At 66.5% G+C, this 16544-nt stretch carries 11 protein-coding genes and 3 rRNA genes; 2 read left to right on the forward strand and 12 right to left on the reverse strand.

Annotated elements, in window-relative coordinates:
- The first annotated feature begins 160 nt into the window (after window positions 1-160).
- Window positions 161-1387: a DUF5667 domain-containing protein gene (locus OG956_RS15360; RefSeq protein ID WP_330338537.1), complete on the forward strand. Its 1227-nt coding sequence runs from the start codon at window positions 161-163 to the stop codon at window positions 1385-1387.
- A 216-nt stretch (window positions 1388-1603) separates the two neighbouring features.
- On the opposite strand, the gene OG956_RS15365 is transcribed toward OG956_RS15360, so the two are convergent.
- From OG956_RS15365 to OG956_RS15420, 12 genes are all read right to left on the reverse strand, one after another.
- Window positions 1604-2677, reverse strand: a complete 1074-nt coding sequence (locus OG956_RS15365) for a lysophospholipid acyltransferase family protein (RefSeq protein ID WP_330338538.1) — start codon at window positions 2675-2677, stop codon at window positions 1604-1606.
- Window positions 2678-2691: 14 nt separating this feature from the next.
- Entirely contained in the window at window positions 2692-3753 is a 1062-nt protein-coding gene (locus tag OG956_RS15370; RefSeq protein ID WP_330338539.1) for an NAD-dependent epimerase/dehydratase family protein, read from the reverse strand.
- A gap of 189 nt (window positions 3754-3942) precedes the next feature.
- Window positions 3943-4041 carry a 30S ribosomal protein bS22 gene (locus tag OG956_RS15375; RefSeq protein ID WP_003948845.1) on the reverse strand — a complete coding sequence of 33 codons (99 nt, stop codon included), beginning with the start codon at window positions 4039-4041 and terminating at the stop codon, window positions 3943-3945.
- Window positions 4042-4188: 147 nt separating this feature from the next.
- A complete protein-coding gene (locus tag OG956_RS15380) occupies window positions 4189-4401 on the reverse strand; it encodes a helix-turn-helix domain-containing protein (RefSeq protein ID WP_121791081.1) in 213 nt (70 codons plus the stop codon).
- Window positions 4402-4530: 129 nt separating this feature from the next.
- Complete coding sequence (locus OG956_RS15385) at window positions 4531-5346, reverse strand: phosphatase (RefSeq protein ID WP_330338540.1); 816 nt, start codon at window positions 5344-5346, stop codon at window positions 4531-4533.
- A 123-nt stretch (window positions 5347-5469) separates the two neighbouring features.
- A complete protein-coding gene (locus tag OG956_RS15390; RefSeq protein ID WP_330338541.1) occupies window positions 5470-6642 on the reverse strand; it encodes an acetoin utilization protein AcuC in 1173 nt (390 codons plus the stop codon).
- Window positions 6593-7819 (reverse strand): MFS transporter, encoded by a 1227-nt coding sequence (locus tag OG956_RS15395; RefSeq protein WP_330338542.1) that lies wholly within the window; start codon window positions 7817-7819, stop codon window positions 6593-6595. Before OG956_RS15395 ends, OG956_RS15390 begins: the two co-directional genes overlap by 50 nt.
- A 115-nt stretch (window positions 7820-7934) precedes the next feature.
- Window positions 7935-8672 carry a VC0807 family protein gene (locus OG956_RS15400; RefSeq protein ID WP_330338543.1) on the reverse strand — a complete coding sequence of 246 codons (738 nt, stop codon included), beginning with the start codon at window positions 8670-8672 and terminating at the stop codon, window positions 7935-7937.
- Window positions 8673-8765: 93 nt separating this feature from the next.
- On the reverse strand, window positions 8766-9410 hold the full coding sequence (locus tag OG956_RS15405) for an HAD family hydrolase (RefSeq protein WP_330338544.1): 645 nt from the start codon (window positions 9408-9410) through the stop codon (window positions 8766-8768).
- A 60-nt stretch (window positions 9411-9470) separates the two neighbouring features.
- Window positions 9471-9587: ribosomal RNA gene (rrf, locus tag OG956_RS15410) — 5S ribosomal RNA — on the reverse strand.
- Window positions 9588-9673: 86 nt separating this feature from the next.
- Window positions 9674-12796 (reverse strand): 23S ribosomal RNA (locus OG956_RS15415).
- 305 nt (window positions 12797-13101) lie between these two features.
- Window positions 13102-14628 (reverse strand): 16S ribosomal RNA (locus OG956_RS15420).
- The 16S, 23S and 5S rRNA genes sit together here, the layout of an rRNA operon.
- An 818-nt stretch (window positions 14629-15446) precedes the next feature.
- On the opposite strand from OG956_RS15420, the gene trpS reads away from it, so the two are divergent.
- Complete coding sequence (trpS, locus tag OG956_RS15425; RefSeq protein ID WP_330338545.1) at window positions 15447-16475, forward strand: tryptophan--tRNA ligase; 1029 nt, start codon at window positions 15447-15449, stop codon at window positions 16473-16475.
- Window positions 16476-16544 lie beyond the last annotated feature (69 nt).

The following is a 16544-nucleotide window of genomic DNA, read 5'->3' on the forward strand; positions in this document are numbered from 1 at the left end:
CCGTAACCGAAGTGCCGCGCCAGTCGTTGTGCGGGATACAGGCTCCCTGTGGTCACGTTCTGGCCGACCTGATCGCTCGATCGTGTGCAAGTGGTCGCGGGCGTGCAACCCTCAGGACCCCCTGGGGAGTCGACCGTCATGACGAGAGGAGGTGCCGCCAGTGATCGCGAACGTATCGGCGCACCGGCGGGCGAACGCCTTCGCCCAGGCCCTGGAGGAGCAGTCCGACCGGGACACGGCGGCCGAGCAGGCCGTGAGCCCGGCGGGTTCTCCGCCGACCGCCGAGGAACAGCCGGAGCAGGGCGAGCTGCTGGCCCTGGCCGCGGGCCTCGGCGCGCTGCCCAAGCCGCAGCTCGACCCCGAGGTCAAGGTCGTGCAGCGGGCGCAGCTGGTGGCCGCGATGGAGGCCATGCTCCAGGAAGGCACGGGGGCGGACGCGTCGGTACCCGAACAGCGCTCACGCGGCCGGGGCGCACACCGGGCGACGTCGCTGGGCAAGCTCCGCCCGCGCTCGCGGCTGACCAAGGGTCTCGCCGCCGGCGGGCTCAGCGTCGGCGTGGCCGCGGGAGCCTTCGGCGGAGTCGCCGCCGCCAGTTCCAACGCCCTGCCCGGTGACTCCCTCTACGGCCTCAAACGCGGGATCGAGGACTTCAAGCTCAACTATCTGACCGACGGCGACGACGCCCGCGGCCAGACCTACCTCGACCAGGCCTCCACCCGGCTCAACGAGGCCCGCCGGCTGCTGGAGCGCGGCCGCGGCGGCCACCTCGACCACGAGTCCATCGGCGAGATCCGCCGCACGCTCTCCGGCATGCAGCACGACGTCACCGAGGGCCACCGCCTGCTCCACGAGGCGTACGAGGCCGACCCGAACTCCCTCGGCCCGATCCAGGCGCTGTCCACGTTCTCCCGCTCCCACCGCCAGGCCTGGAGCGCGCTCAGCGACAAGCTGCCGGTGCAGCTCGGGGACGTCAAACAGCAGGTGTCGTCGGTGTTCGACGCCATAGACCAGGAGGTCGCCCCGCTGCAGTCCCTGCTGCCGCAGCCGCCCGCCCAGGGCGGCGACGACAAGCAGCCGGGCTCCGGCCCGTCGTCCTCGGGCTCCTCCGGCGGCCACCGCTCGACCGCGCCCAGCTCCTCCGGCTCCACCCCGTCCTCCGGCAGGCACGCACGCACCGGCGACCCCAGCGGCACGGCCACCGGCAGCAGCGGCGAGGGCCTGCTCGGCGGCGACACGGGGGGCCTGCTGGAGCCGCCCAAGACCAGCACGGGCAGCAGCGCCCCGTCCACGAGCAAACCGCCGGCCACCGCCCCCGACGTCACCCTCCCCCCGCTCCTCCCCGGCCTCCTGCCGGGCCTGGGCATCGAGGGCCAGGACGCACACTGACGCCGGACCGGTCACGGCAGCGGGGGCGCCCCATCCGAGCGGGGCGCCCCCGCTGCCGTACACGGGCACTTGCGTGGCTCAACGGCACGTCTCAGAAGAACACCGACCTCCGCTGCACCAGCAGCTTGGCCCCTCCCGTCTGCCGCCCTCGCACCGCTCCGCGGGCTTCGCACGGCTGCGCCGGACTCCGTCCGCCGACCCCCTCCCCGGCACGTCTCAGAAGAACACCGACCTCCGCTGCACCAGCAGCTTGTACAGCGTGTGCTGGATCTGCTCCCGTACCTGATCGGTCAGGTTGAACATCAGCATCGGGTCCTCGGCCGCCTCCGGCGGATACCCGTCGGTCGGGATCGGCTCGCCGAACTGGATCGTCCACTTGGTCGGCAAGGGGATCGCCCCGAGCGGTCCGAGCCACGGGAACGTCGGCGTCAGCGGGAAGTACGGGAAGCCCAGAACCCGTGCCAGCGTCTTCGCGTTGCCGATCATGGGGTAGATCTCCTCCGCCCCCACGATCGAGCACGGGATGATCGGCACGCCCTGCCGCAGCGCGGTCGACACGAAGCCGCCCCGCCCGAACCGCTGCAGCTTGTACCGCTCGCTGAAAGGTTTCCCGATGCCCTTGAACCCCTCGGGCATCACCCCGACCAGCTCGCCCTGGGCCAGCAGCCGCTCGGCGTCCTCCGCGCAGGCGAGGGTGTGCCCCAGCTTGCGCGCCAGCTCGTTGACCACCGGCAGCACGAACACCAAGTCGGCCGCCAGCAGCCGCAGATGACGGTCGGCCGGATGGTGGTCGTGCACGGCGACCTGCATCATCAGCCCGTCCAGCGGCAGCGTCCCGGAGTGGTTCGCGACGATCAGCGCCCCGCCGTCCGCCGGGATGTTCTCGATGCCCTTCACGTCGACCCGGAAGTACTTCTCGTACACCGGCCGCAGCAGCGACATCAGGACCTGGTCGGTCAGCTCCGCGTCGTAACCGAAGTCGTCGACGTCGTAGTCCCCGGTCAGCCGGCGCCGCAGAAAGGCCAGCCCGGCCGCCACCCGGCGCTCCAGGCCGCCGCCCTGCCCGGCGCCGCCCGGCCGCTCCTGCGGCTCCCCAGGACCCTCCTCGCGGCTCACGGGCCCATCCTCCCGCACACCGCCCCGGCCCGGCAGGGGCTGGACCTCGCCCATCTCCCCGGTCTCGGCGAGCCCACCGCGCCGGCTGCCCGCGCTCCGGCGCCGCGCCGGGCGCTGCACGGCGCTTCCCCGTGACCGGTCGTCGTCGAACGGAATGACCTTGGCGTCCGCCATCGTTGCTGCGCTCCTCAGTTGGCGCTGTGCGTCTGCGGGTGGCCGCCCGCCTTCGCGGCGAGAGCGGCGATCCGGTCGACGGCCCCCGCGAGGGCCTGAGGCGGCACCAGGCCGGGGCCCTGGCCGCGGGCGAAGTCCGCGAACGTCTCCGCCGTCGTGTACTTGGGCGTGAAGCCCAGCGTCTCGCGCATCTGGACCGTGTCCACCACCCGCCCGTGGGTGAGCAGCCGGATCTGTTCCGGCGAGAAGTCCGTCATACCGAGCGTACGCACCAGCGAACCCGCCCAGGTGACCGCGGGCAGCAGCAGCGGCACCGTCGGCCGCCCGAGCCGCCGCGAGCACTGCGAGAGCAGCAGCACCCCGTCACCGGCGATGTTGAACGTGCCGCTGTTGAGGGTGCCCCGGCGCGGCTCGTGCGAGGCGATCCTGAGCACCTCGATGACGTCGTCCTCGTGCACGAACTGCAGCCGCGGGTCGTAGCCGAACACGGTCGGCAGCACCGGCAGCGCGAAGTAGGAGGCGAGCGGCGTGTCGGCGCTCGGCCCGAGGATGTTGGCGAACCGCAGCACACACACGGCCACGTCCGGCCGCCGCCGGGCGAAGCCGCGCACATAGCCCTCGACCTCGACGGCGTCCTTCGCGAAGCCCCCGCTCGGCAGCGACTTCGGCGGGGTCGTCTCGGTGAACACGGCCGGATCGCGCGGCGCCGAGCCGTAGACGTTGGTGCTGGACTTCACCACCAGCCGCTTCACGGTGGGCGACTTCTGGCAGGCGCCGAGCAGCTGCATGGTGCCGATGACGTTGGTCTCCTTGACGGTGGCGCGGTTCCCGCTGCCCAGCGCCGTGCCCGTCACGTCCATGTGGACGACCGTGTCCGCACCCGTCTCGGCGAGCACCCGGGCGATCCCCGGCTGCCGGATGTCGGCCTGGATGAAGTCCGCCCCGCCCAGATGGTGCGCCGGCGGCACCGCGTCCACGGCGATCACCCGGGCGACCTCCGGGTCCCGCTGGATCCGCCGTACGAACCGGCCGCCCAGCTGCCGGGCCACCCCGGTGACGAGCACGACCTTTCCCAAGATCAGCGCCTTCCCTCGTACGTGATGCGTACGGCCAACCTAGCGGGTGGACGTTGCGCTGTGATGACCGCCCGATGCACGAAGTGACGGAAATTCACTCATCGGAGGATGACGAGTACCCCGGGATACGGCTGTGGCCCCCCACCGATGTGGATGGGGGGCCACAGGGACACGCTCTCGCGACGCCGCTTACTTCTTGTTGCGACGCTGAACGCGCGTGCGCTTGAGCAGCTTGCGGTGCTTCTTCTTGGCCATCCGCTTGCGCCGCTTCTTGATAACAGAGCCCACGACTACCCTCGCTCACTTCTCATCACTCGGTTGTTTGGGCGCCATGGGCCCACACGACCTACGAGGGGCTAGCCTACCCAACCGAGCGCCAAGGTCGTAATCGAGGGGGGCGCCCCGGGTCACCCCGGGGTCACCCTGCAGTTGCCGTCAGGCTGTCTCCACCCCCACATAGCTGTCACGGAGGTACTCGTGTACCGCCTGTTCCGGGACGCGGAAGGACCGCCCCACCCGGATCGCGGGCAGATGACCGCTGTGCACCAGCCGGTACACGGTCATCTTGGACACTCGCATCACCGAGGCGACCTCCGCCACGGTAAGGAACTGAACCTCGTTCAGAGGCCTCTCGCCAGCTGCAGCCATGACACACCTGAACCTTCCGCACTCGACGGCCACCGGCTTCCCCTTCCGGTGACTCTTCGTCGCTGCGTGCTCACTCCCCAATGTAGGGGCGGGTGATGCAAGTGGGGAAGAGGTGCACCCATCGCAGGCCTACTGTGACAGACACGCTCGTTTGAGTACGTAGCGGGTGAGCGGCCCGTAGTACTCGGATCGCACGCCGTCATCAACCGGAACGACGACGGACACGCGCCCCTCCGCCTCCCCCACGAACAGCGCCGGATCGTCGGTGTCGGCGAGCCCGATGGCCTCGAACCCCAGCTGACCAGCACCGCAGACCCAGCCGTGATCACCGACGACCAGCTCCGGCAACGGCCCTCCGCCCTCCGCGGCGGCCTCCAGCACGACCCGAACCGGGAGCGGTGAATGGCAGTGCACGCCCGGCTCACAACCGGGGCGCCCGCCGCCGGTTTCCCGCACCAGCCCGACTCCGCGTGCGTAGTCCAGTGCGCACGTGCGTAGGCCGAACCGGGTCAATATGTCGACACAGCGACCCTGCGCGGGGGTGAGCACGTCACACCCCGCCGCCGACAGCGCGTCCGCCAGGCCGGCGTAGAACCCGAGCAGCGGCCGCGGATGCCCGGTCCCGAACAGCACCGGCCCGCCCCGCCTCGCGACCTCACCGATCCGCGCCGCGAAGGCGTCCAGCGCCGCGAGCGTACGCTCCGGGTCGATCACGTCCGGACCCGACGTGTGCCGGGGATCGGCCGAGACCCCGCACTTCTCCGCCATCAGCTCCAGCAAGTTCCGCTGTCCCCAGGCCCCTTCGGGATCGATCCCGATCAGCACCCGGGGGTCCCGGGCGGCGAACAGCCGATAACTCCGCAGACTGTCCTCCCGGGAGGTCCCCACCTCCCCGGCAAGCCGGACAGCCAGCAGATGCGCGCGTAAAGCTCCGCCGGTCACCACGGAAGCGATGGTGCCGCACCGAAGGGCGGAGGCGGGGCGGGAACGGGGCAAGTCCGCACGGTTGGCCTACGCGCCGACGCCTCCCGGCACGCTACGGCCCTCGTGGCGGCCTTCCGGCTGTCTTCAGGGAAGAAGCCCCCGCAAGGGAAACACCGCCCCGCGAGTGGCCCGTACCGCCTGGTCGACCCGGTCCGCGGGGTCGTAACCCGCCTCCCACGGGGCCCAGCTCACCGGCCACCGCCCGTCGGTCATCCGCTGCGGCCCCAGCTGCCGGGTGCGGGCGAACACCTCCTGCCGCCACCCTTCCGGGATCACCGTCTCCGGAGCGATCGGCCGCCCCGCCGCGATCCCCACCAGATGCGTCCAGGACCGCGGGACGACGTCGACCACCGCGTACCCGCCGCCGCCGAGCGCCACCCACTTGCCCCCGGCGTACTCGTGCGCCAGCTCATGGCACGCCACCTGCACCGTCCGCTGCGCGTCCAGCGACACGGCGAGATGCGCGAGCGGATCCTCGAAGTGCGTGTCGGCCCCGTGCTGCGACACCAGCACCTGCGGCCGGAAGTCCGCGAGCAGTTCCGGCACCACCGCGTGGAACGCCCGCACCCACCCCGCGTCCCCGGTGCCCGCCGGCAGCGCCACGTTCACCGCGGCCCCCTCCCCCGCCCCGGCCCCGGTCTCCTCGGGCCACCCGGTCTGCGGGAACAACGTACGGGGATGCTCGTGCAGCGAGATCGTCAGGACCCGCGGGTCCTCCCAGAACGCCGCCTGCACCCCGTCCCCGTGGTGCACGTCGACGTCCACGTAGGCGACCCGCTCGGCCCCCAGCTCCAGCAGCCGCGCGATGGCCAGCGAGGCGTCGTTGTAGACGCAGAACCCCGACGCCCCGCCCGGCATCGCATGGTGCAGACCGCCCGCGAAGTTCACGGCGTGATCGGCGTCCCCGCGCCACACCGCCTCCGCCGCCCCCACCGACTGCCCGGCGATCAGCGCGGACACCTCGTGCATCCCGGCGAAGGCGGGGTCGTCGATCGTCCCCAGCCCGTACGACCCGTCCGCCGCCGCCGGATCCGCCGACGCGGCCTTCACGGCGTCGATGTAGTCCTCCCGGTGGACCAGCCGCAGCGTCGACTCCCCGGCCGGCTTGGCCGCGACGACCTCCATCTCCCGGTCGAGCCCGAAGGCGCCCACCAGTTTCCGGGTCAGTGCCAGCCGGACCGGATCCATCGGATGGTCCGGGCCGAAGTCATAGCCCGTTACTGCCTCGTCCCACATCAGCTGTGCGCGGCCGCTCATGCCCGCCACCGTATCGGTCCGGTTGAGCGGCGAACGACCTGGCGTACACCAACGTCACCAGCACCAACACCATCGGCACCAGCATGGCCCCCCGATAGCTCCAGGCGCCCCCCAGCGCCCCCACCAACGGCGAACCGATCAGAAAACCCACGTAATTGAAGATGTTCAGCCGCGCGATGGCCGCGTCCGAAGCCCCGGGGCCGTGATGGTCAAAAGCGTGCCGCCCCGCCGCGGCGAACGTCTGCGGCACCAGCACGCACAGCCCGAGGCCCACCAGCGTGAACCCGAGCATCCCCGCCCACGCCCCGGGCGCCGAGGCCACCACCGCGAACCCGCCGGCCGCCACCAGCGTCCCGAGCCGTACGACCGCCACGGCCCCGAACCGCCGCACCCCGAAGTCCCCGATGGCCCGCCCGAGCAGCGTGGTCACCATGTACACGTTGTACGGCACCGTCGCCAGCTGCTCCGAGCTGCCCAGGACGTCCTTCAGATACTTCGCGCTCCAGTTGGAGACGGTCGAGTCCCCGATGTAGGCGAAGGTCATCACCAGGCACAGCGGAAGCAGCAGCTTGAAGACGACGCCTCCCCCGTCGGCGCCCCGCTCCTCCACGGGCGCCGGATCCCCGTCGACGTACCACCGGCTGCCCACGAGCGCCGCCGGCAGCAGGACGGCCACCACCGGCAGGTACGACACCCACAGCGCGAGATGCCAGTGCGCGCCCACCCAGGCCAGCGAGGCGCCGAGGATCCCGCCCAGGCTGTACGCGGCGTGGAAGCTGAGCATGATGCTGCGCCCGTACGACCGCTGGAGACTGACCCCGAGCATGTTCATGGAGGCGTCCAGCGCGCCCACGGCCAGCCCGAACGCGCCCAGCGCCACCGCCAGCTCGGCGATGTGCCCGCCCGCCCCGGCGCCGAGCAGCGCCAGCAGCACGACCGGCTGGGACCAGCGCAGCAGCCGGCTGGGGCGGATCCGCTTCACGAGCTGCTCGGTGGTCACACTGCCGGCGCCGGCGAGGATCGGCACCGCGGCCAGGAAGGCCGGCAGCAGCGCGTCGGAGACGCCGTACCGGTCCTGGATGGCCGGGATGCGCGTCACCAGGAGGGCGAAGGTGGCGCCCTGCGCGAAGAAGCTGAACGCCAGCGAGGCCCTGCCGCGCCGCAGCACATCAGTCATGGCGGCGAGCGTAGGGCTCGTGGCTACCTGTGGGTAGATCCAGCCGAAGATGAATTTCCTTCAGCTTTGTCTCTCGTCCGGCGTCGCTTCTCGTCCGGCTTTGCTTCGCGTCCCGTCAGGCGGCGAGGGGCACCTCGGCCAGGTGCGCTTTCCCGTCGGCGGCCTCGACCTCCGCGGCCAGCATCTTCTCCATCGGCTCGACGGCCAGGCCGCCGCTGACGACGAACGCGACCGCCATGAAGCCGATCAGGAAGACGGTGCCCAGCCACACCATCGTGTCCACGGGGATGGTGTACGCGCCCAGGGCCCTGCTGACGCACTCCAGGAGGAGTGCCCCACCCCAGACGACGGAGAAGACGCTCTCCTTGTGCCGGAAGGCGGCGGACCGCGCAGACTGCCCGGAGACCAGCCGCTGCCATGCCGCCTCCCTGGCCTCGTCGCCCTTCACGAGGAACGGCTTCATACCGGCGGTCATCATCGGCTTGCCCAGCCACACGGACACCAGGATGCCGATGCCGACGGTGCTGCTGACCGCGCTGTCCTTGGCGAGCATCAGCCGCGGGTCGCCGGAGACGAAACTCAGCAGCAGGGAGACGACGTTGACGACCAGGATCAGTCCGGCCAGGCCGTTGACCCGCCGCTCCTTCGCCACGGCCCACACGGTCCGCGCCGCCGGAACCACACTGCTCCAGGCGAGCGCCGCGAAGGTACTCATCCCGAAGGCGTCCTTGAAGAGGTAGTACGACGCGAGCGGCACCGCCACGTCCAGTATCAGCGGCCTGAAGTTGTCCCGCAGGTTCGGCTTCCTGTCCTGCTGCTCGCTCCGGCCCTGGGCCCCCGTGTTCTTCGTCATGCCCCAAGCTTCGCCCCGGCAGGGGGTCCGCCTGTAGAAACGATCGTCCGGACGTCCGCATGACAATTGTCAGGCGCCGGACGATGGCTTCCGTCAAACCAGCAGGTCAGCCAACTCTCCCATGGAGGAGAAGAGTTGGTCGGCTCCTGCGAGCTTCTCCGCCGGCGTCATCGCGGTGAACCCGTAGACGGTCATCCCGGCGGCCACGGCCGCCTGCACGCCCAGCGGAGAGTCCTCCACGACCAGGCACCGCCCGGGCGCCACCCCCATCCGCTGCGCGGCGTACAGGAAGAGATCCGGCGCCGGCTTCCCGCGCCCCACATCCTCGGAGCTGAAGATCCGCTCCTGAGGGAACCACCGGTCGAGCCCGGTCGTACGGTGCCCGACCCGGATCCGCGCATGACTCCCCGACGAGGCCACGCAGTACGGCACTCCGTCCGCAGCCAGCTTCTCGAGTACCCCGGCCACGCCCTCCACGGGCTGCAGTTCACGCTCGAACGCGGCGAACACGCGCGCGTGGAAGACGTCGTCGAAGTCGTCCGGCAGCCGCTGCCCCGTCCGCTCCAGGACGAGCTCATGGATCCGGTGCATCGCCGAGCCCATGTAGTCCCGGATGGAGTCCTCGTACGACGTCGGGTGCCCCAGCTCGGTCAGATAGGCGGCCAGATGCCGGTTGGATATGGGCTCGCTGTCGACGAGCACCCCGTCGTTGTCGAAGATGACAAGGTCATGGCGCATACCTGCGAGCATAAACGCAGAAAGGCCCACGCCGTGCGGCGTGGGCCTTTCCCAAGAATTGTTCGGCGGCGTCCTACTCTCCCACAGGGTCCCCCCTGCAGTACCATCGGCGCTGTAAGGCTTAGCTTCCGGGTTCGGAATGTAACCGGGCGTTTCCCTCACGCTATGACCACCGAAACACTATGAAACTGTGAACGCCGCACCACCCTCACCGGGCGGGGCTGTTCGTGGTTTCAGAACCAACACAGTGGACGCGAGCAACTGAGGACAAGCCCTCGGCCTATTAGTACCGGTCACCTCCACACGTTACCGTGCTTCCAGATCCGGCCTATCAACCCAGTCGTCTACTGGGAGCCTTACCCCATCAAGTGGGTGGGAGTCCTCATCTCGAAGCAGGCTTCCCGCTTAGATGCTTTCAGCGGTTATCCCTCCCGAACGTAGCCAACCAGCCATGCCCTTGGCAGAACAACTGGCACACCAGAGGTTCGTCCGTCCCGGTCCTCTCGTACTAGGGACAGCCCTTCTCAAGACTCCTACGCGCACAGCGGATAGGGACCGAACTGTCTCACGACGTTCTAAACCCAGCTCGCGTACCGCTTTAATGGGCGAACAGCCCAACCCTTGGGACCGACTCCAGCCCCAGGATGCGACGAGCCGACATCGAGGTGCCAAACCATCCCGTCGATATGGACTCTTGGGGAAGATCAGCCTGTTATCCCCGGGGTACCTTTTATCCGTTGAGCGACGGCGCTTCCACAAGCCACCGCCGGATCACTAGTCCCGACTTTCGTCCCTGCTCGACCCGTCGGTCTCACAGTCAAGCTCCCTTGTGCACTTACACTCAACACCTGATTGCCAACCAGGCTGAGGGAACCTTTGGGCGCCTCCGTTACCCTTTAGGAGGCAACCGCCCCAGTTAAACTACCCATCAGACACTGTCCCTGATCCGGATCACGGACCCAGGTTAGACATCCAGCACGACCAGACTGGTATTTCAACGACGACTCCACACACACTGGCGTGCATGCTTCACAGTCTCCCAGCTATCCTACACAAGCCGAACCGAACACCAATATCAAACTGTAGTAAAGGTCCCGGGGTCTTTCCGTCCTGCTGCGCGAAACGAGCATCTTTACTCGTAGTGCAATTTCACCGGGCCTATGGTTGAGACAGTCGAGAAGTCGTTACGCCATTCGTGCAGGTCGGAACTTACCCGACAAGGAATTTCGCTACCTTAGGATGGTTATAGTTACCACCGCCGTTTACTGGCGCTTAAGTTCTCAGCTTCGCCCACCCGAAAGTGAGCTAACCGGTCCCCTTAACGTTCCAGCACCGGGCAGGCGTCAGTCCGTATACATCGCCTTACGGCTTCGCACGGACCTGTGTTTTTAGTAAACAGTCGCTTCTCGCTGGTCTCTGCGGCCACCCCCAGCTCACGGTGCAAGACCGATCACCAGGACTGGCCCCCCTTCTCCCGAAGTTACGGGGGCATTTTGCCGAGTTCCTTAACCATAGTTCACCCGAACGCCTCGGTATTCTCTACCTGACCACCTGAGTCGGTTTAGGGTACGGGCCGCCATGAAACTCGCTAGAGGCTTTTCTCGACAGCATAGGATCATCCACTTCACCACAATCGGCTCGGCATCAGGTCTCACCCTGCATGAGTGGCGGATTTGCCTACCACTCGGGCTACACCCTTACCCCGGGACAACCACCGCCCGGGATGGACTACCTTCCTGCGTCACCCCATCACTCACCTACTACCAGCTCGGGTCACCGGCTCCACCACTCCGAGACACGTCAAAGACGCGCCCCGGCGGCTTCACGGGCTTAGCATCACTGGATTCGATGTTTGACGCTTCACAGCGGGTACCGGAATATCAACCGGTTATCCATCGACTACGCCTGTCGGCCTCGCCTTAGGTCCCGACTTACCCTGGGCAGATCAGCTTGACCCAGGAACCCTTAGTCAATCGGCGCAAACGTTTCTCACGTTTGTATCGCTACTCATGCCTGCATTCTCACTCGTCAACCGTCCACAACTACCTTCCGGTGCTGCTTCACCCGGCAGACGACGCTCCCCTACCCATCCGTGCACCCGTTAGGGCTATATGCACGAATGACACGACTTCGGCGGTACGCTTGAGCCCCGCTACATTGTCGGCGCGGAATCACTTGACCAGTGAGCTATTACGCACTCTTTCAAGGGTGGCTGCTTCTAAGCCAACCTCCTGGTTGTCTGTGCGACTCCACATCCTTTCCCACTTAGCGTACGCTTAGGGGCCTTAGTCGATGCTCTGGGCTGTTTCCCTCTCGACCATGGAGCTTATCCCCCACAGTCTCACTGCCGCGCTCTCACTTACCGGCATTCGGAGTTTGGCTAAGGTCAGTAACCCGGTAGGGCCCATCGCCTATCCAGTGCTCTACCTCCGGCAAGAAACACACGACGCTGCACCTAAATGCATTTCGGGGAGAACCAGCTATCACGGAGTTTGATTGGCCTTTCACCCCTAACCACAGGTCATCCCCCAGGTTTTCAACCCTGGTGGGTTCGGTCCTCCACGAAGTCTTACCTCCGCTTCAACCTGCCCATGGCTAGATCACTCCGCTTCGGGTCTTGAGCGTGCTACTACAGCGCCCTGTTCGGACTCGCTTTCGCTACGGCTTCCCCACCCGGGTTAACCTCGCAACACACCGCAAACTCGCAGGCTCATTCTTCAAAAGGCACGCAGTCACGAGAAGCACCGAAGTGCTTCCGACGCTCCCACGGCTTGTAGGCACACGGTTTCAGGTACTATTTCACTCCCCTCCCGGGGTACTTTTCACCATTCCCTCACGGTACTATCCGCTATCGGTCACCAGGGAATATTTAGGCTTAGCGGGTGGTCCCGCCAGATTCACACGGGATTTCTCGGGCCCCGTGCTACTTGGGTGTCTCTCAAACGAGCCGCTGACGTTTCGACTACGGGGGTCTTACCCTCTACGCCGGACCTTTCGCATGTCCTTCGCCTACATCAACGGTTTCTGACTCGTCCCACGGCCGGCAGACCGTGGAAGAGAGATCCCACAACCCCGCATACGCAACCCCTGCCGGGTCTCACACGCATACGGTTTGGCCTCATCCGGTTTCGCTCGCCACTACTCCCGGAATCACGGTTGTTTTCTCTTCCTGCGGGTACTGAGATGTTTCACTTCCCCGCGTTCCCTCCACATACCCTATGTGTTCAGGTATGGGTGACAGCCCATGACGACTGCCGGGTTTCCCCATTCGGAAACCCCCGGATCAAAGCCTGGTTGACGACTCCCCGGGGACTATCGCGGCCTCCCACGTCCTTCATCGGTTCCTGGTGCCAAGGCATCCACCGTGCGCCCTTAAAAACTTGGCCACAGATGCTCGCGTCCACTGTGCAGTTCTCAAACAACGACCAGCCACCCACCACCCCGAACCAACCGGTTCGAGTTCACTGGGGCCGGCGACTGAGGAGAAGTTTCATTCCCTCAGACACCCAACAGCGTGCCCGACCAGCACCCGTCCGAAGATCGTGCGTTCCACGCCCTTACGAGCAGTACTAGCAGCCTCCGACCCGAGACCCTGGCCGAGTAGTCAACGTTCCACCCATGAGCTAACCACCGCCAGACACTCGCTGGCGTAGTGGCTCTGGCTGCCTTGCGGCAGCTAGATGCTCCTTAGAAAGGAGGTGATCCAGCCGCACCTTCCGGTACGGCTACCTTGTTACGACTTCGTCCCAATCGCCAGTCCCACCTTCGACAGCTCCCTCCCACAAGGGGTTGGGCCACCGGCTTCGGGTGTTACCGACTTTCGTGACGTGACGGGCGGTGTGTACAAGGCCCGGGAACGTATTCACCGCAGCAATGCTGATCTGCGATTACTAGCGACTCCGACTTCATGGGGTCGAGTTGCAGACCCCAATCCGAACTGAGACCGGCTTTTTGAGATTCGCTCCACCTCACGGTATCGCAGCTCTTTGTACCGGCCATTGTAGCACGTGTGCAGCCCAAGACATAAGGGGCATGATGACTTGACGTCGTCCCCACCTTCCTCCGAGTTGACCCCGGCGGTCTCCCGTGAGTCCCCAGCACCACAAGGGCCTGCTGGCAACACGGGACAAGGGTTGCGCTCGTTGCGGGACTTAACCCAACATCTCACGACACGAGCTGACGACAGCCATGCACCACCTGTACACCGACCACAAGGGGGACCCTGTCTCCAGGGTTTTCCGGTGTATGTCAAGCCTTGGTAAGGTTCTTCGCGTTGCGTCGAATTAAGCCACATGCTCCGCCGCTTGTGCGGGCCCCCGTCAATTCCTTTGAGTTTTAGCCTTGCGGCCGTACTCCCCAGGCGGGGCACTTAATGCGTTAGCTGCGGCACGGACAACGTGGAATGTTGCCCACACCTAGTGCCCACCGTTTACGGCGTGGACTACCAGGGTATCTAATCCTGTTCGCTCCCCACGCTTTCGCTCCTCAGCGTCAGTATCGGCCCAGAGATCCGCCTTCGCCACCGGTGTTCCTCCTGATATCTGCGCATTTCACCGCTACACCAGGAATTCCGATCTCCCCTACCGAACTCTAGCCTGCCCGTATCGACTGCAGACCCGGGGTTAAGCCCCGGGCTTTCACAACCGACGCGACAAGCCGCCTACGAGCTCTTTACGCCCAATAATTCCGGACAACGCTTGCGCCCTACGTATTACCGCGGCTGCTGGCACGTAGTTAGCCGGCGCTTCTTCTGCAGGTACCGTCACTTTCGCTTCTTCCCTGCTGAAAGAGGTTTACAACCCGAAGGCCGTCATCCCTCACGCGGCGTCGCTGCATCAGGCTTGCGCCCATTGTGCAATATTCCCCACTGCTGCCTCCCGTAGGAGTCTGGGCCGTGTCTCAGTCCCAGTGTGGCCGGTCGCCCTCTCAGGCCGGCTACCCGTCGTCGCCTTGGTGAGCCGTTACCTCACCAACAAGCTGATAGGCCGCGGGCTCATCCTGCACCGCCGGAGCTTTCCAGAATCACCGATGCCGGTGAAACTCGTATCCGGTATTAGACCCCGTTTCCAGGGCTTGTCCCAGAGTGCAGGGCAGATTGCCCACGTGTTACTCACCCGTTCGCCACTAATCCCCTCCCGAAGGAGGTTCATCGTTCGACTTGCATGTGTTAAGCACGCCGCCAGCGTTCGTCCTGAGCCAGGATCAAACTCTCCGTGAATGCTTCCCCGTGATCGGGGCGACACATCACGAGAGCGGAACAGTCAGGCGGAATAAGCCCGACCGTTCACAGCGTCCTCGCTGTGTTTTTTCAAAGGAACCTCGCCACCGGAACAATCCGGTAGACGGGGTATCAACATATCTGGCGTTGACTTTTGGCACGCTGTTGAGTTCTCAAGGAACGGTCGCTTCCTTCGTACTCACCCTCTCGGGCTTTCCTCCGGGCGCTTCCCTTCGGTGTTTCCGACTCTATCAGATCTTTCCGATCCGATTTCCTCGGCGCTTTCCAGGTTCCCGCTCTCGCGGTTTCCTTTCCGGCGGTCCCGACTCTATCAGATCCTTTCGGCGTCTGACTCCCAGTCAGGGGGTTTGTCTTCGCGGCTGTTGGGCCGCTCGGACGAGTGAGACTTTAGCGGATTCCGTGCTCCCGAGCGAATCGGGGGCTGCGTTCTTTCGAACGCGGATTCCTCATTCCGCAAATACGCACGCCAAAACAGTCGGCGCCGGAGCGTCGATTGCGGGTGGTACTTGCGGAGTGGCTGTCCGGGGACCGACCGGGGTCGGCGCTCACGTCGGACAACTCGGAGAACCTTACGGATCGGCGTACGGCGTGTCAACTCCGTGCGGAGCGTCCCCCGGGGGCGTACTCTTTTCGGCATGACGACGCGTACGTGTACCCAGCTTTGGTGGGCCGCCTGACGGCGGCCGTACTCACGTATGCAACCAACGGCCGCCGCTTCGGCGGCCGTTCTCGTATCTCCTCCGGACTCCGGGGGCCGGCCGCAGGAGCGGTGGTCCCGACCAGGAGGTGGAGTGGAGATGACGCGGGTCTTCAGCGGGGTTCAGCCGACCGGGCACCTGACGCTGGGCAACTATCTGGGAGCGCTGCGGCGCTGGGTGGAGACGGACCAGCATCAGGCCGACTCGGTGTTCTGCGTCGTGGACCTGCACGCGCTGACGGTGGACCAGGATCCGGCGCGGCTGCTCAGGCTCAGCCGGCAGACGGCGACGTTGATGCTGGCGGCCGGACTCGATCCGGAGGTCTGCACCGTGTTCCTGCAGAGTCATGTCGACGAGCACACCAGACTGTCGTACCTGCTGGAGTGCGTGGCGACCGACGGTGAGATGCGCCGGATGATCCAGTACAAGGAGAAGACGGCGAAGGTGCGGGAGCGCGGTGGGACCGTGCGGCTGTCGCTGCTGACGTATCCGGTGCTGATGGCGGCGGACATCCTGGGGTACGGCGCGGACGAGGTGCCGGTCGGGGACGACCAAGTGCAGCACGTGGAGCTGGCGCGGGATCTGGCCGTGCGGTTCAACCAGCGGTTCGGGCACACGTTCGTGGTGCCGAAGGCGACACGCCCGGCAGTCGCGGCGCGCGTGATGAACCTGCAGAACCCGGCGTCCAAGATGGGGAAGTCGGACGAGTCGGGGCTGGGCGTCGTCTATCTGCTGGACGAGCCGGACGCCGTGCGGAAGAAGGTCATGCGGGCCGTCACCGACAGCGGGCGCGCGGTGGAGTACGACCGGGAGGGCCGACCGGGGGTCGCGAACCTGCTGGAGATTCTCGCTGCGTGCACGGGCGGGAACCCTGAGTCACTGGCATCCGTTTACGACTCGTACGGCGCTTTGAAGAAGGACACCGCGGAGGCGGTGGTGGAGGTCCTCAGGCCCGTGCAGGCCAGGCACAGGGAGCTGTGCGCCGATCCTGCCTATGTGGAGGGGGTGCTGCGGGATGGAGCGGAGAAGGCGAGGGCGATGGCCCGGCCGACCGTCGACGCGGCGTACCGGGCGATCGGGTTGTTGCCGCCGGTGTCCGAGACGGCGTTGAGCGCGGCCGGCCGTTAGGGCGGTCGGGGCGGCCCGTGCGGGTCCGGGCGTGCGGAGGCCTGGTCCGGGCGTGCGGGGGCGGGCGGC

Origin of the sequence: Streptomyces sp. NBC_00557, from assembly GCF_036345995.1 — a bacterium.
GTDB lineage: Bacteria > Actinomycetota > Actinomycetes > Streptomycetales > Streptomycetaceae > Streptomyces.

Excerpts from the sequence above, each read along its gene's own strand:
- OG956_RS15365 (WP_330338538.1), bottom strand. The coding sequence starts at position 2,677 with ATGGCGGACGCCAAGGTCATTCCGTTCGACGACGACCGGTCACGGGGA.
- OG956_RS15380 (WP_121791081.1), bottom strand. The coding sequence starts at position 4,401 with ATGGCTGCAGCTGGCGAGAGGCCTCTGAACGAGGTTCAGTTCCTTACC.
- OG956_RS15390 (WP_330338541.1), bottom strand. The coding sequence starts at position 6,642 with ATGAGCGGCCGCGCACAGCTGATGTGGGACGAGGCAGTAACGGGCTAT.
- OG956_RS15395 (WP_330338542.1), bottom strand. The coding sequence starts at position 7,819 with ATGACTGATGTGCTGCGGCGCGGCAGGGCCTCGCTGGCGTTCAGCTTC.
- OG956_RS15400 (WP_330338543.1), bottom strand. The coding sequence starts at position 8,672 with ATGACGAAGAACACGGGGGCCCAGGGCCGGAGCGAGCAGCAGGACAGG.
- OG956_RS15405 (WP_330338544.1), bottom strand. The coding sequence starts at position 9,410 with ATGCGCCATGACCTTGTCATCTTCGACAACGACGGGGTGCTCGTCGAC.
- trpS (WP_330338545.1), top strand. The coding sequence starts at position 15,447 with ATGACGCGGGTCTTCAGCGGGGTTCAGCCGACCGGGCACCTGACGCTG.